Genomic DNA, 12,764 nt, shown 5'->3' with positions numbered 1-12,764 from the left:
GGAAGCGCTCTTCCTACCGGCTCGCGACAGGCCCCGTCGACCGCCGAAAGTCGTGACCGGCCAGTTGGGACGCTCCGTCGAGGAACGGGTTCGGGTTCGCCGCGCACACCGTGCCCTCCGCGGGCAGCGAACCGCGGAGCAGGTAGGAGTGGATGTGGTCGATGGCGCACTGGCTGCGCCGATACGCGATGTGCCCCCAGCCCGCGTACTCCAGCAGGCGGCTGTTCGGCAGCTGCCGCGCGACCGCCTGCGCGCCCCGGAAGTCGGTGGAGCCGTCGAACCGGTTGCCCACCACCAGAACCGGCGCGGACGTGCGGGCCCGCCACGGCCCGGTGTAGCGGTCGGGGCTGACGGGCCAGTCCGCGCAGGCGCTGGTGCTCCACCACCAGTAGGGGCCGAACTCCGACCCCGCCTCCGCGTAGCGCGACACCGCCCGGTACGCGCCGAACGTGCGCGGGAACTCGGTGTCCGCGCACATCGTGCCCAGGTTGGCGTCGAAGAAGTTGTCGTAGGCCGTCGTCTCCGTCGGCAGGTGGGCGGACTCGGCAGAGGCGTCGGACAGCTGGTCCAGCACCGCGGCGACGTCCGTCCAGCTCTCCGAGGCGAACCCGGCGAACAGTGCCCACGCGATCACCTCGTCGTAGGTCCACACCTCGGTCCCGAGCGTGATCGGCTGGGCGCGCACCGCGTCCAGCAGCGCGTGCCACCGCTGCTTCGAGTGCGGCCCGAAGGCGCACGAAGCCTCGTCGCAGAGCCGGAAGAACTCGTCGAGTACCTCTTTCGCGGCGATCCGATCGGCCTCGATCTGACGCCCGCTCGACCAGAGCTCGGGGTTCAGCACGCCGTCGATCGCGAGGGCGCGGATGTTGCCCGGGAACATGTTCGCGTAGGTCGTGCCGATGTACGAACCGTACGAGGTGCCGAAGTAGGTGAGCTTGCGGTCGCCCAGAGCGTGGCGCAGCAGGTCGAGGTCGCGCACGACGTCGGCGGTGCTCATGTGCCGTGCGATCGGCTGGTCGCAGCGAGCCGCCAGCGAGCGGTAGCGGTCGAAGAACGGCCGTTCCTGCGCGGGCTCGTACGGGAAGATCGGTCCTGCGGCCAGGAACTCCGCCCGCTCCTGCTCGGACGCGAAGCAGCGCAACGGGTTCGACCGGCCGATGCCGCGCGGGTCGAAGCCCACGACGTCGAACCGGCCCCGCAGTCCGGCCGACATCTTCTCGCCCCACGCCCACACGTGGTCGATGCCCGACGCGCCCGGTCCGCCGGGGTTGAAGAGCAACGACCCGATGCGTCCCGCCTGGTCGGTGGCGGGTTTGCGCGTCAACGCCACCGTGGTGGTCGCACCGCGCGGGTCGTCGTGGTCGAGCGGCACCGTGATCGTGGCGCACTCGAAACCGGGGCGTGCGGGCGCGCACTCCGCCCAGGTGATCGGTGGAGCGGGAGGTGCGGCCAGGACCGCCGGTGTGAGGGTGACCAGGAACGCCGCCACGGCACTGAGCACGAACAAGCGCATGGGGCGTTCATAGCCGTGCTCAGTCAGGCCGTCGATGCTTTTGGCGAACTCCCAGGTGATCGGCGATCTGGTCGTGGATGGGCGTGCTCATCACGACCGGGCTCGCCGGCGGGGGCTGTGGTGTTGCCGCAGGTGTGTCCTGGTTGTCAGGCATGAAGGGAGCGTAGGGATGGTCATTGACCCCTCAAGGACGCTGATCAAGGAATCACACCAGTCGTACCCCAAGAGGTGAATCGCGTTCCCCCGATCTATACCCAGCGTGGGACCTCGGACCTGCTACAGGACCCCCTGTGGGTGCCCCCGATGGAGTTAACGAGTGATGACCGGCAACGTGGAATCTCAGCGGACGGACGCGCGGTTGCGTGATCTCGCGGCCATGCTGAACGATCGGGTCGAGGGCCGGACGAGCGTGGAGCGTGACGATGGTCAGCGGCAAGCCGGGCATCGCCAAGCGGCAGCTCATCCTGCTCACCGGCAGGGCGCACCCCGAACTGGCCGAGGCCGTTGCCAAGGACCTGGGCGTCGCCATCACCCCGCAGGCCGCCTACGACTTCGCGAACGGCGAGATCTTCGTCCGCTTCGAGGAGTCGGTGCGCGGCGCGGACGCGTTCGTCATGCAGAGCCACAGCGCTCCCGTCAACGACTGGCTGATGGAGCAGCTGCTGATGGTCGACGCGCTGAAACGCGCCTCCGCCAAGCGCATCACGGCGGTCGTGCCGTCCTATCCGTACGCGCGCCAGGACCGCAAGTACGCCGGCCGTGAACCCGTGTCGGCCCGCCTGGTCGCGGACATGTTCAAGACGGCCGGCGCCGACCGGATCGTCACGGTCGACCTGCACACAGCGCAGGCCCAGGGGTTCTTCGACGGCCCGGTCGACCACCTGCACGCGATGTGGCTGCTCTGCGACCACGTCGGCAGCCGCTACCGGGGCGAGGACCTCACGATCGTCTCCCCGGACGCCGGCCGCACCAGGCTCGCCGAGAAGTGGGCCGACCTGCTCGGCGGCTGCCCGATCGCGTTCATCCACAAGACGCGCGACCCGTTGCGCCCCAACGAGGTCGTGGCGAACCGCGTCGTCGGTGACGTCGAGGGCCGCACCTGCGTCGTGGTCGACGACATGATCGACACGGCGCTGACGAGCACGACGGCGGCCCGGCAGCTGCTGGAGCAGGGTGCGAAGGACGTGGTGCTGGTCGCGACGCACGGCGTGCTCTCCGGCGACGCCCACGACCGGCTCGTCGGGAGCAAGGCTCGCGAGGTGATCCTCACCGACACCCTGCCCATCCCGCACGAGAAGCGGTTCCCCGGCTTGACCGTGCTGAGCATCGCGCCGCTGCTGGCCCGCGCGATCCAGGAGGTCTTCGAGGACGGCTCGGTGACGAGCCTCTTCGACGGCAACGCCTGACCTCTCGGGAAGCCCGCGCGCCGGTCTCGTGTTGACATGTGACATGGGCGACTTGCGAGTGGAGACCTCGGCGAAGCGGGTCCGTGCGTACTTCGGTGGCGAACTGGTCGCGGACGCGACCACGCCGCGCCTGGTCTGGGAGATTCCGCACTACCCCGCCTACTACCTGCCCCTGACCTCGGTCCGCGCCGACCTCAGGGCGACCGGTGAGACCAGGGGCGACGGCGTGGTCCACGACGTCGTCACGCCCGGCGGCACGGCGTCCGGCGCGGCGGTGACGTACCCGGACTCGGTGCAGCTGCGCGACCTCGTCCGGCTCGACTTCGCGGCCATGGACGAGTGGCTCGAAGAGGACGAGCCGATCTACGTCCACCCGCGCGACCCGTACAAGCGCGTCGACGTCCTGAGCAGCTCACGGCATGTGCGGGTCGCACTGGACGGGGTGACGCTGGCGGCCTCGTCGCAGCCGCGGATCCTGTTCGAGACGAGCCTTCCACCGCGGTACTACCTGCCGTTGAGCGATGTCCGGTTCGATCTGCTCAGGCCGTCGGACACGCAGACGCAGTGCCCGTACAAGGGCACGGCCGCGTACTGGTCGGTCGAGGTGAACGGCGTGACCCACGACGACCTCGTCTGGATCTACCGGTCACCTCTGCCCGAGAGCCAGAAAATCGCTGGAATGGCCTGCTTCTTCAGTGAGAAGGTCGACCTCTTCGTCGACGGCGAGCTCCAGGAGAAGCCGAAAACCCCCTGGTCATAGCTACCGCGAGCGAGTCTTAGTTCACACACTGCAAAGTTGCAGTGACTGCAAAACGATCCTGTACTCTTGCCCCGTGAACCAGCCGGGGGAGAGCCTGCGCGACCGCAAGAAGCGCCGCACCCGTGCCGCGCTCGAGCGGGCGACCGTGCGTCTCGCCGCCGAGAGGGGCTACGACCACGTCACCGTGGAGGAGATCGCCGCCGAGGCCGACGTCTCGGTGCGCACCTTCTTCAACTACTTCGCGAGCAAGGACGAGGCGCTCATCGGCGCGGACCCCGAGGCGGGCCCGCGCATGGCCGAGCGGATCCTCGCCTTCCCCGGCACCACCACGCCCTTCGAGGCGTACCGGTCGTCGGTGCTCGCGGAGATCACCGAGGAGCTGGACAACGCCCGCGACCTGTGGCTGCTGCGCAAGGAAGTCCTCATGCAGCGGCCTGACCTGCTGGTCCGCGCGTTCGCGAACAGCGCCGAGTCCGAGCAGCTGCTCGCGGACGCGGTGGGCCGGCGGGCAGGGCTGCCCCGGTCCCACGTGTACCCGCGGCTGCTGGTCGCCGCCGGCAGCGCCGCGTTCCGCTGTGCGGTGACGCGCTGGGCGAGCGACGACAGCGTCGCGCTGGGCGAGCTCGTCAGCGAGGCGCTCGACCTGTTCGGCACCGGGCTGGCTCACGCACCACGTCATCACGAAGGGGGATCATGAGCATCGAGGCAGAACCAACAGCGGTCCACAGCAAACGCGACGTAGTCCAGGCCATGTGGGGCCTGATGCTCGGCATGTTCGTGGCCATCCTCGCCGGCACCGTCGTGTCGAACGCGCTGCCGCGCATCGTCGCCGAGCTGAAGGGCTCGCAGTCGATCTTCGCGTGGATCGTGACGGCCGAGCTGCTCGCGATGACCGCGACCGTGCCGTTGTGGGGCAAGCTCGCCGACCTCTACAGCCGCAAGCTGCTGATCCAGGCGTCGCTCAGCCTGTTCGTCGTCGGCTCGCTGATCGCGGGCTTCTCGCAGAACGTCGAGATGCTCATCGTCAGCCGCGTCGTGCAGGGCCTGGGCGCCGGTGGCGTCACGGCGCTCGCGACGATCGTGATGGCCGCGATGATCCCGCCGCGCGAGCTCGGCAAGTACTCCGGCATGTTCGGCGCGGTGTTCGGCGTCGGCACCGTCGCGGGCCCGCTGATCGGCGGCGTCCTGGTCGACACCTCGTGGCTCGGCTGGCGCTGGTGCTTCTTCATCGGCATCCCGTTCACCCTCGCCGCGATCTACATGCTCCAGCGCACGCTGCGCCTGCCGGTCGTGCGCAACGAGAAGACGAAGATCGACTACCTGGGCGCGTTCCTGATCGTCTCCGGCGTCTCGACGCTGCTGATCTGGTCGTCGCTGGCCGGGCAGAAGTTCGAGTGGGCGTCGGGCTGGACCGCCGGCCTCGTCTCGCTCGGCGTGCTGCTGCTCGTGGCGGCCGTCCGCGTCGAGGCCACCGCGCACGACCCGATCGTGCCGCTGTCGATCTTCCGCAACCGCACCGTCTCGCTGGCGACCGTCGCGAGCGCCCTGGTCGGCATCGCGATGTTCGGCGGCACCGTCTTCCTCTCGCAGTACTTCCAGCTCTCGCTCGGCAAGACCCCGACCCAGGCCGGTCTGCTGGGCCTGCCGCTGATCTTCGGTCTGCTCATCTCGTCCACCGTGGCCGGACAGCTGATCACGAAGTTCGGCAAGTGGAAGGCGTTCCTGGTCGCCGGTGGCGTGTTCATGGTCGGCGGCATGCTGCTGCTGTCCACGATCACCGCGCAGACCAGCGTGGTCATGGTGTCCGTGCACATGTTCGTGCTCGGCGTCGGCGTCGGCCTGATGATGCAGAACCTGGTCCTCGCGGCGCAGAACGACGTGCCGGCCAAGGACCTCGGCGCCACCACGTCCACGCTGACGTTCTTCCGCTCGCTGGGCGGCGCGATCGGCGTCTCGGCGCTGGGTGCCGTGCTGGCCAACAAGGTCTCGTCGCTCGCGGCCGAGAAGTTCGGCCCGATGGGCGGCCTCACCGGCGGCGAGGGCAACGTGCCGGACATCTCGGTGCTGCCGCCGGAGATCAAGGCCGTGATCGCCGACATCTACGCGACGGCGACCGCGGAGATCTTCCTGGTGGGTGCGCCGTTCGCGGTGCTGGCGCTGCTCGCGGTGGCGTTCATCAAGGAGAAGCCGCTCAAGGAGATGAGCGGTGACGACCGGCTGGCGGCGGAGATCGCCGCGGGTCACTGATCTGCTCGCTGGTGCCGGGGCCCTCGACCTTCGTGGTCGGGGGCCCCGGTGCGTTCAGAGCAGAGGGACCCGGTCCCCGGGGCCGGGGTAGTAGCCGCGCTCCAGGCGGAAGACGTACGCCCGGAGGTCGGCCTCGAGGTCGCCCGCCAGGTAGGAGAGGAAGTCGCGGGCACCGTCGGCGGCCTCGACCTCGTCCTGCTTGCTCGACGCGGCCCACTCGGCGAGCAGCGCGGTGACGTGCTCCTCGACCTGGGCTCGCCCACCCCACCAGGACCGCACCGCCTCCGGTGTCCACCGTTCGTTGCCGTCGTCCGCGTAACCGCCGAAGGGGTCCTGCGCCGCGGCGACGTGCACGCACTCGATCTCGGCCTTGGTCCTGGGCTGGCGGTACACGAACTCGTTGTAGAAGTCGCCGCCGTAGAGGATGTGGCGTGGTGCGTGCAGCCGGCCGGTCCAGCAGTTGTCCGTCTGGCCCGTGTAGAAGGGGCCGGGCACGTTCAGCCAGTGCTTGTCCGCCCAGTTGTCGCTCACCCCGGCCATGATGCCTGACTTTCGTCAGGGGTCCGGTGTGCCTTTCAGGTCGGGTTCCTCCCCGCGCCGATCCCTACGTTCTGTCCCATGGTTCTCTGGGGTGCAGCGCTCACGCTGCTGGTGTCCACGTACATGGGAGAGGCGTCCCTTCCGGGCGTCGCGGTCGCGATCACCAAGGGAGACCAGGTGATCGCGGTCCAGAGCTTCGGGCACGACTCGTCCGGCGCGCCGATCACCGGGAGCTCGAAGATGGCGATCGCCTCGGTCAGCAAGTCGTTCACGGCGCTCGCGGTCCGGCAGCTCGCGGACGCGGGGAAGATCGACCTCGACCGCCCGGTCCTCGGCTCGCGGGTCACGCCGCGGCAGCTCCTGGCGCACGAGTCCGGGATCAGCGACCGGACCTTGCCGGAGAAGAGCCTGCCGCAGCCGGACAGCGCGGAGGGGGCCGTGGAACGGGCCCGCGAGGCTTTGCGGGAAGCCGTGCCCGACGGCGAGTTCCGCTACACCAACACGAACTACCACCTGCTCGCCCGGCTGGTCGAACTGGCGTCGGGCGAGAACTTCAACGCCTACCTGAAGAAGCACGTCTTCGAGCCGTTGGGCATGAAGGACACGGTGGCGATCGACGTGACGCCGCGGGACCTGCCGCCGGACCACCGCAAGGGGTACGGCTACGCCTACGGGTTCTCGGTGCCGCTGACCGAGCCGGACCGGTTCGTCACGGGGTCGGACGGGGTGGTCAGCACGGCCGCGGACATGGCGAAGTGGCTGGCCGCGCAGCCGCGGCTCGGCCCGCGCGACGGCATGGGCTGGAAGGCGGACTCGCAGGGGCGGTTGCGGCACAGCGGGATCTGGTTCACGGGCACGGCCGGGCAGCTGCTGACGTCGTCCGGGCACGGCATCGCGGTGATGACCAACAGCGGGGTCACGCTCGGCAACGAGGGCACGCACGTGCTGGAGAACGCGATCGCCGCCGTCCTCGACGGCGAGGAACCGCCGCGGCCGGAGTCGTACCGGCTGCTGGTGGATCTCGTGCTGGCCGGGCTGACGCTGGTGTCGGTGGGGCTGGGGATCCGCGCCCTGCGGCGGCCTCGCAGGTTCCACAGGGCGTGGCAGGTGTTCAGGTTCGTACCGCTGGGCGTGCTGCTGGCGCTGCCGGCTTTGCTCGGGCTGCTGTACGGCGGTGGGCGCGACATCACGTTCGTCCAACTGGCGCACTACTCGCTGCCGCTCGTGGTGTGGTTGGGCGTGTCCAGCACGATGAACCTGGTCTTGGCGGTCGTGAGGTGGGTGCGATGAGGGTCGTGGCGCTCGGGGGCTGCGTGGTCGTCGCGTTCGGCATGTCGTTCTTCATGGAGGAGAACGTGCCGCCGTGGACGGTCGTGGTGTGCGCCGGGCTGTTCGTCGCCGCGTTCCTGCTCGGCAGGCGGATGGCGCCCGGCTGGCCCGCGATCATGTTCGCCGCGGCGGGCTTCATCGGGTTCACCCAGCTGATCGTCGTCGGGCTCGCGGTGGCGCTGCCGTGGTTCCTCGGCCGGGTCGCGGGACAGCAGGCCGCGCTGGCCGCCGCCGAGGTCGAGGCCGCCCACCTGCGCGAACGCACCCGGATCGCGCACGAGGTCCACGACACGCTCGGCCACGAGCTCAGCCTGCTGGCCCTGCAGGCGGGTGCGCTGGAGCTGAACCTGCCTCCCGAGCACCAGCAGGCCGCGGCCCAGCTCCGGGTGACCGCCTCCGCCGCCACGGAACGGCTGTCGGCACTGGTGTTCCTCCTGCGCGACGGCGAACCGCCCGCGGTGGCCGACCTGCGCGACCTCGTGGACCGCGCCGTGGCGGCGGGGATGCGCGTCGAGTTCACAGTGGAGGGTGATGTGCCGGCCACTGTGGAGCGAACCGTGCACCGGGTGGTGCAGGAAGCGCTGACGAACGCCGCCAAGCACGCGCCGAAGTCCCTCGTGGAGGTGAAGGTGACGTCGGGGGAGGGCAGCACCGTGGTGGAGGTGCTCAACGAGGCCGGGTTGCGCCGGGGCGCGGGCAGCCGGCTGGGGCTCGTCGCGTTGCGCGAACGGGTGCGGATCGCGGGCGGTACGCTCCGGGTCAGCCGCGACGAGGGCCGGTTCGAGCTGGTCGCGACGGTGCCGCACACGGGGGAGCTGTGATCCGGGTTCTGCTCGCGGACGACGAGGTGCTGGTGCGAGCGGGCGTGCGGGCCGTCCTCGGCGCCGATCCCGGGCTCGAGGTCGTCGCGGAGGCGGCGGACGGCCGCGAGGCGATCGACCTGGCGTTGAAGCACCGGCCCGACGTCGTGCTGATGGACATCCGGATGCCCCGCCTCGACGGCCTGGAGGCGGCGCGCGAGCTGGCCCGGCTCGGGTTCGGCGTGGCGATGCTGACGACGTTCAACGACGACGGCTACCTCGAACGGGCGCTGGACGGGGGCGCGCGCGGATTCCTGCTGAAGTCGGGGGATCCGCGCGAGCTGATCGCCGGTGTGCACGCGCTCGCGTCCGGCGGCGCCTACCTGGCGCCCAAGGTGGCGGCCCGGATGATCACGCGGTTCCGCGGCGGGCGGGTCGGGCGGGCGCGGTCGCGGGTGGAGTCGCTGACCGCGCGGGAACGCGACGTGCTGGCGTTGCTCGGCGAGGGCCTGTCGAACGCGCAGATCGCCCGGCGCCTCGACCTGGTCGAAGGCACCGTGAAAGGGCACGTGAGCGCGATCCTGGGCCGCCTGGGCGCGGAGAACCGCGTCCAGGCGGCCATCGTGGCCCACGAGGCGGGCCTGGTCGGCTAGAAGAGCTGCCTCAGAACGGGAAGTGGCCGTGCTCGCTCGCGATCGTCACCCAGCGCGTCGAGGAGAACGCCTCGATGCCCCAGCGGCCGCCGAACCTGCCGTACCCGCTGGACTTCACGCCACCGAACGGCGCCTGCGGCTCGTCGTCCACGGTCTGGTTGCCGACGTGCACGATGCCGGTGCGGATGCGTTGCGCCAGCCCGAGTCCGCGCCGCGAGTCCTCGGTGATGATGCCCGCGGTGAGGCCGTGCTCGGTGTCGTTCGCGATCGCCACGGCCTCGTCGTCGTCGGCGACGGGCACGACGACGACGGCCGGGCCGAAGATCTCCTCCTGGAACACCCGCATCCGCGGCGTGACACCGTCGAGCACGGTCGCGCCGCCGTTGCCGCCCGCACGGACGGTGGCGCCGTTCGCGACCGCGTCCTCCACCAGCGCGGCGACCCGCGCGGCCGCCCGCGGGTTGATCACGGGACCGATCACGGTGCCGGGGTCGGCGGGGTCGCCGTGGGGCAGGGAGCCGACCTTGGCCGCGAGCTTCGCGGTGAACTCCTCGGCCACGGCCCGGTGCACCAGGATGCGGTCGGTCGACATGCAGATCTGGCCCGCGTTGTGGAACGCGCCGAACGTCGCCGCGTCCACCGCGTGGTCGAGGTCGGCGTCGTCGAGCACCAGCAGCGAGTTCTTGCCGCCCAGCTCCAGCACGGCGGGCTTGAGGTGTTGTGCGGCAAGGGTTCCGACGATCCGGCCGACCTCGGTGGAGCCGGTGAAGTTCACGGCGCGCACGCGGGGGTCGGTGATCAGCGCCTCGGCGACCGCGGCGGCGTCCTCCGGGGCGTTCGTGACGACGTTGAGCACGCCCGCCGGCAGGCCTGCCTCGCGCAGCACGTCGGCGATCAGCAGCCCGGCCGCGATCGGCGCGTCCTCGCTGGGCTTGAGCACGACGGTGTTCCCGGCGGCGATCGGCGCGGCCACGGCGCGCGTGCTCAGGATGACCGGCGCGTTCCACGGCGCGAACGCCGCGACGACGCCGAGCGGCTCCCGCACCGCGAGCGACAGCTGACCGGGCACCTCCGTCGTCAGCACCTCGCCGACGGGCTGGGTGACCGCGGCGGCCGCCTCGCGCAGGACGTTCGCCGCGAGCACGACGTTGAACCCCGCCCACCCTGCGACGCCGCCCACCTCGGCGGCCATCAGGGCGACGACCTCGGCCGTCCTGGCCTCCAGGCCGTCCGCGGCTCGCAGCAGGATCCCGCGTTTCACGGACGGCGACGTCGCCGCCCACCCCGCGAACGCCCGCTCGGCGGCGTCGACGGCCCGCGTGACGTCCGCGGGACCGGCCGCCGCGACGACGGCGTGGACCTCGCCGGTGAACGGGTTGAGGTCGTCGGTGGTGCGGCCGTCCAGCGCCGGAACGCTGTCGCCGCCGATGAGGAGCTCACGTTTTTCGCTTGCCACGGTCACGGATTCAAGCGGCAGACCACCTGATCATCCAAGCCCGGCTTCCGGTGGGTGGAAACTGGGCTCCAGCATCCGCGCGATCCCGCGCGCCGCCACCTGCAACGCCGCCACCAGCCGCGCCCGCACGTTGCGCAGGTCGGGCACCACGATCCCGAGCGCGGCGACGACGTGCCCGTCCACCTCGACCGGCACCCCGACGCTGCACGCCCCGAGCGTCATCTCCTCGAACGTCTGCGCGTACCCGTCCCGCCGGATCCGGTGCAGCTGAGCCCGCATCCGCCCCGGCTCCGTGACCGTGAACGCCGTGATGCGCGTCAGCCCGTGCGCGAGCACCTCCTCCTGCACCTCTTTGGGAGCGTGTGCCAGCAACACCTTCCCGACCCCGGTCGCGTGCAACGGCAACCGGCTCCCGGTGCTGCTCACGATCGGCACCGACGCGTGCCCGGAGACACGGTCGAGGTACAGCACCTCGGTGCCCTCCCGCACGGCCAGGTGCACCACGGCACGGGTCGCCGCGTGGATGTCGTGCAGGAACGGCTCCGCGACCCGGCTCAGCTCCACCTCCCCGGCGGCCAGCAGGCCGAGCCGCCAGATCCGCCTGCCGATGACGTACTCGCCGGAGTCCAGCCGCCGCACCGCGCCCCACTCCGCGAGCTCCGCGAGGAGCCGGTGGGTGGTGCTGATCGGCAGTCCGCTGCGTCGCGCGATGCCGCTCAGAGTCTGGCGGCGGTGCCGGCTGTCGAAGGTGCCGAGCAGCGACAGCAGCTTGGAGGAGACGGTGGCGGCCACCCCGCGGATTCTGCCCGGTCCGCCCCAGGCCGGCCGCCGAAGCCCGGTACCGGGCGGGTCCGTCCACACGGCACAAGAGGCCGCCGCCGAGCGGCGCGGCCGGGAGGAATTCGCTTCGGGACGCGGGGGAGCAGCTGGTAACACTGGGCGTGTGACGTACCTCGGTGAAGGCTGGGACAGCACGGCCGTCCTGGTCGGCGGACGCTGGGTGGAACGACGGCCTCGCCGTCCGGAGATCGGGCCGCAGCTCGTGCGCGAGTCGGTGGTCATGCCGTGGCTCGCGCCCCGGTTGCCGCTGCCCGTCCCGGTGCCCGTGGTCGTGTCCGAGACACCGGTGGTGGTGCGGCACGCACTGGTGCCGGGGGAGGAGCAGCACGCGCTCAACGCCGTCCAGGGCCGCCAGCTGGGCGAGTTCCTGCGCGCCCTGCACGCCGCGCCCGTCGCCGAGGCCGTCGCACTGGGTGTCGGCCCGAGGCGGTTGCCGGTCGAACGCTTCCGCGCCGAGGTGCGCGTGCCCGGCGCGGAGGAACTGCTCGCCGCACTCGACGGCCTGCCCGCCGACACGCTCGTCCACGGCGACCTCGGTCCCGAGCACGTGCTGGGCCGCGACGGCGTGCTGACCGGCGTGATCGACTTCGGCGACCTGCACGTCGGCGACGCCGCCCTCGACCTCGCGTGGGCACTGCACTCCACGCCGCCCGAGTTCGCCGCCGCCCTCGCCGAGACCTACGGGGTCACGCGCGACCTGCGGGAGCGGGCCCTGGTCTGGCACCGGCTCGGACCGTGGCACGAGGTCCTGCACGGCAACGACATCGGCGACCCGGAGATGGTGGAAGTTGGGCTGGCTGGAGTACAGGACCGCCTCGAAAACGGGGTAACCCTCCGCTGACAGCAACAGCCGAGGAGGACGAGATGCCCTGGGTTCGCCGGCACCGCCGCAGCGCCCCGTACAGCTGGTTCCGCACCACGACGGTGCGCAGCCACTACCGCAGGCCGCCGGGTTCCATGTGGATCCCGATCGTGGTCGCCATCGCCGTGATCGTGCTGCTCATCGCTCTGTTCTGAGGGTAGGGTCGGGGGCATGGGACAGTTGGGCGAGTTGTTCCCCGGCCCCAAGGTCCGCCGCGAGGCGACGGACGCGGGCACGGGTGAGGACTACGAGGAGACCGGGCCGCTCGACCTCACGGCGGGCGCGGTCCGCCTGAGGCCTCGGCCGAAGCCGGCCCCGCAACCCGAGAGCGCCGACGGCACCGAGTGATCACCGGTAT

The 12,764-nt window shown here is 71.1% G+C and carries 14 protein-coding genes; 10 read left to right on the top strand and 4 right to left on the bottom strand.

What is annotated here, in order from left to right; all coding sequences use genetic code 11:
• Positions 1-13: 13 nt before the first annotated feature.
• Positions 14-1,513 carry an alpha/beta hydrolase gene (locus ORI60_RS02775; RefSeq protein WP_266033638.1) on the bottom strand — a complete coding sequence of 500 codons (1,500 nt, stop codon included), beginning with the start codon at positions 1,511-1,513 and terminating at the stop codon, positions 14-16.
• Between the two features lie 422 nt (positions 1,514-1,935).
• On the opposite strand from ORI60_RS02775, the gene ORI60_RS02770 reads away from it, so the two are divergent.
• The 4 genes from ORI60_RS02770 (at position 1,936) to ORI60_RS02755 (ending at position 5,926) form a co-directional block, all read left to right on the top strand.
• On the top strand, positions 1,936-2,919 hold the full coding sequence (locus tag ORI60_RS02770; RefSeq protein WP_266033934.1) for a ribose-phosphate diphosphokinase: 984 nt from the start codon (positions 1,936-1,938) through the stop codon (positions 2,917-2,919).
• A gap of 43 nt (positions 2,920-2,962) precedes the next feature.
• Positions 2,963-3,679, top strand: a complete 717-nt coding sequence (locus ORI60_RS02765; RefSeq protein WP_266033636.1) for a DUF427 domain-containing protein — start codon at positions 2,963-2,965, stop codon at positions 3,677-3,679.
• A 73-nt stretch (positions 3,680-3,752) separates the two neighbouring features.
• Positions 3,753-4,376: a TetR/AcrR family transcriptional regulator gene (locus ORI60_RS02760; protein ID WP_266033635.1), complete on the top strand. Its 624-nt coding sequence runs from the start codon at positions 3,753-3,755 to the stop codon at positions 4,374-4,376.
• Positions 4,373-5,926: an MDR family MFS transporter gene (locus ORI60_RS02755; RefSeq protein ID WP_266033633.1), complete on the top strand. Its 1,554-nt coding sequence runs from the start codon at positions 4,373-4,375 to the stop codon at positions 5,924-5,926. Before ORI60_RS02760 ends, ORI60_RS02755 begins: the two co-directional genes overlap by 4 nt.
• A 54-nt stretch (positions 5,927-5,980) precedes the next feature.
• Here the strand turns inward: ORI60_RS02755 and ORI60_RS02750 are convergent, their stop codons facing one another.
• On the bottom strand, positions 5,981-6,457 hold the full coding sequence (locus tag ORI60_RS02750; RefSeq protein WP_266033632.1) for a hypothetical protein: 477 nt from the start codon (positions 6,455-6,457) through the stop codon (positions 5,981-5,983).
• Positions 6,458-6,544: 87 nt separating this feature from the next.
• Here ORI60_RS02750 and ORI60_RS02745 point away from each other — a divergent pair, with 87 nt between their 5' ends.
• The 3 genes from ORI60_RS02745 to ORI60_RS02735 are packed head-to-tail and all read left to right on the top strand — an operon-like array spanning position 6,545 to position 9,248.
• Positions 6,545-7,756, top strand: coding sequence for a serine hydrolase domain-containing protein (locus ORI60_RS02745; protein WP_266033631.1), 1,212 nt, complete (start codon positions 6,545-6,547; stop codon positions 7,754-7,756).
• Positions 7,753-8,616, top strand: coding sequence for a sensor histidine kinase (locus ORI60_RS02740; protein ID WP_266033630.1), 864 nt, complete (start codon positions 7,753-7,755; stop codon positions 8,614-8,616). The genes ORI60_RS02745 and ORI60_RS02740 overlap by 4 nt, the downstream gene beginning before the upstream one ends.
• Positions 8,613-9,248 carry a response regulator gene (locus tag ORI60_RS02735; protein WP_266033628.1) on the top strand — a complete coding sequence of 212 codons (636 nt, stop codon included), beginning with the start codon at positions 8,613-8,615 and terminating at the stop codon, positions 9,246-9,248. The genes ORI60_RS02740 and ORI60_RS02735 overlap by 4 nt, the downstream gene beginning before the upstream one ends.
• 10 nt (positions 9,249-9,258) lie before the next feature.
• On the opposite strand, the gene ORI60_RS02730 is transcribed toward ORI60_RS02735, so the two are convergent.
• Positions 9,259-10,704, bottom strand: coding sequence for an aldehyde dehydrogenase family protein (locus tag ORI60_RS02730; RefSeq protein WP_266033626.1), 1,446 nt, complete (start codon positions 10,702-10,704; stop codon positions 9,259-9,261).
• Positions 10,705-10,734: 30 nt separating this feature from the next.
• Positions 10,735-11,505, bottom strand: a complete 771-nt coding sequence (locus ORI60_RS02725) for an IclR family transcriptional regulator (protein WP_416234354.1) — start codon at positions 11,503-11,505, stop codon at positions 10,735-10,737.
• Positions 11,506-11,647: 142 nt separating this feature from the next.
• Between ORI60_RS02725 and ORI60_RS02720 the strand changes: the two genes are divergently transcribed.
• Genes ORI60_RS02720 through ORI60_RS02710 form a run of 3 tightly spaced genes read left to right on the top strand, consistent with a single transcriptional unit; the run spans position 11,648 to position 12,754 of the window.
• A complete protein-coding gene (locus tag ORI60_RS02720; protein WP_266033622.1) occupies positions 11,648-12,385 on the top strand; it encodes a phosphotransferase in 738 nt (245 codons plus the stop codon).
• 23 nt (positions 12,386-12,408) lie between these two features.
• Complete coding sequence (locus ORI60_RS02715; protein ID WP_266033620.1) at positions 12,409-12,561, top strand: hypothetical protein; 153 nt, start codon at positions 12,409-12,411, stop codon at positions 12,559-12,561.
• Positions 12,562-12,577: 16 nt separating this feature from the next.
• Entirely contained in the window at positions 12,578-12,754 is a 177-nt protein-coding gene (locus tag ORI60_RS02710; RefSeq protein WP_266033619.1) for a hypothetical protein, read from the top strand.
• Positions 12,755-12,764 lie beyond the last annotated feature (10 nt).

The sequence above is a fragment of the Lentzea sp. NEAU-D7 genome, from assembly GCF_026242055.1.
In the GTDB taxonomy this organism is placed as follows: domain Bacteria; phylum Actinomycetota; class Actinomycetes; order Mycobacteriales; family Pseudonocardiaceae; genus Lentzea.
Note: the sequence above shows the minus strand (reverse complement) of the source record. Positions and strands in the feature narration are given on the sequence as shown.

Coding starts and splice junctions, on each gene's coding strand:
- ORI60_RS02775 (WP_266033638.1), bottom strand. CDS start 1,513: ATGCGCTTGTTCGTGCTCAGTGCCGTGGCGGCGTTCCTGGTCACCCTC.
- ORI60_RS02710 (WP_266033619.1), top strand. CDS start 12,578: ATGGGACAGTTGGGCGAGTTGTTCCCCGGCCCCAAGGTCCGCCGCGAG.
- ORI60_RS02765 (WP_266033636.1), top strand. CDS start 2,963: ATGGGCGACTTGCGAGTGGAGACCTCGGCGAAGCGGGTCCGTGCGTAC.
- ORI60_RS02740 (WP_266033630.1), top strand. CDS start 7,753: ATGAGGGTCGTGGCGCTCGGGGGCTGCGTGGTCGTCGCGTTCGGCATG.
- ORI60_RS02715 (WP_266033620.1), top strand. CDS start 12,409: ATGCCCTGGGTTCGCCGGCACCGCCGCAGCGCCCCGTACAGCTGGTTC.
- ORI60_RS02770 (WP_266033934.1), top strand. CDS start 1,936: ATGGTCAGCGGCAAGCCGGGCATCGCCAAGCGGCAGCTCATCCTGCTC.
- ORI60_RS02755 (WP_266033633.1), top strand. CDS start 4,373: ATGAGCATCGAGGCAGAACCAACAGCGGTCCACAGCAAACGCGACGTA.
- ORI60_RS02745 (WP_266033631.1), top strand. CDS start 6,545: ATGGTTCTCTGGGGTGCAGCGCTCACGCTGCTGGTGTCCACGTACATG.